This window comes from Ferroplasma sp. Type II (genome assembly GCF_000496155.1).
In genome coordinates this window covers 1-1,123 of the sequence record NZ_KI542772.1, presented here as the reverse complement: position 1 = coordinate 1,123, position 1,123 = coordinate 1, and the positions used below count along the sequence as shown (strand labels likewise).

1 protein-coding gene and 1 pseudogene are annotated in these 1,123 nt (G+C 33.0%); one reads left to right on the top strand and one right to left on the bottom strand.

What is annotated here, in order from left to right; translation table 11 throughout:
* Positions 1-371: 371 nt before the first annotated feature.
* A complete protein-coding gene (locus AMDU4_RS10900) occupies positions 372-836 on the top strand; it encodes a hypothetical protein (RefSeq protein ID WP_021788024.1) in 465 nt (154 codons plus the stop codon).
* A 2-nt stretch (positions 837-838) separates the two neighbouring features.
* On the opposite strand, the pseudogene AMDU4_RS10895 reads toward AMDU4_RS10900, so the two are convergent.
* Positions 839-1,123, bottom strand: a pseudogene (locus tag AMDU4_RS10895) (hypothetical protein); the annotation flags it as partial.

Sequence of the window (1,123 nt, the reverse complement as noted above, 5' to 3'; positions counted from 1 at the left end):
GCATTAAACATGATTTTAACTCGGTAAAGGACAAGTGCATTGACATAACAATCAAGAATTTCGAAATAGATGATTATATAATTCATAAATCCATTGATTGAAGCTCTATTTCTGTTTAGAATTTATATTTTAGAGTTAGATGACTTTTATAGTGGTAAATTTCACTGATATTCGCAATCATTTCCTATATCCCGGGATATTCAAGGCAATGGCTCTATATCATAGTAGCCATGCAACATGATTTAGCGTAATTCCAGTAATATCATGATTATTTAGATTTCACCTTCATGGAACAACCAGCATAGAGGAACTAAGAGCCATATTTTATTGCATAGAGCAAAATATTTATCGAATATCACTATAATAAAAATATGGAAGAATTTCCCAGATTTCATTGCTGTGTAGATCAGAAGGAAGAGGATTATGATTCAGGCATACAGATGTATTTTATGAGGGAATATGACCTGGCTGAGTTATTGGCCCGGCTTATAGACCTTGATGCCCCTCATGCAGAGGAATACAAAAAAATGGTAGACTTCATAAAGTCCCTGGAAAATTATATAATAACAGGGGAAAAACCAGAAGATTTTACTTTTATGGAAAAAATCGAGGGGGAAAAGGGATGGACAAATGCTTATAAATTAATACTATGCAACAGCAGAGCGGCACATGTTGCTTTCAGGGCATGCAGAAAAACCATAGAGGTGCTCTATTATTATAGAATTATGTCCAGAATCGATGGCTTTTCCGAAAGGTTTAATCCAGAGAATTTCAGGGCTTTTCTCCTTATGCGGGATATACTCTATAAAAGATCCTTAGACTTAATGGAAAATTAGTTTTATTTTAATTTATTCTCTGTTACTTTTATAACATATAAATAATAAAATTCAGACAGTACAATTATTATGAAAGAAATGGCCATCAGAAGGGAATAGAGATTTTTTTCATTGAACAGAAACAGGAAGCCTGAGATGCCCGCAACTATCACAAAGAAAAATGACAGAAAACTGGAAATTACTAATTTAGAATTCTTTATCCTCAGGCTAAGCAGGACCATTATAAATGAAACTACAAGTATAAGAAATCCCAGCATCATATGGAACATAACAACAATGTAATATGA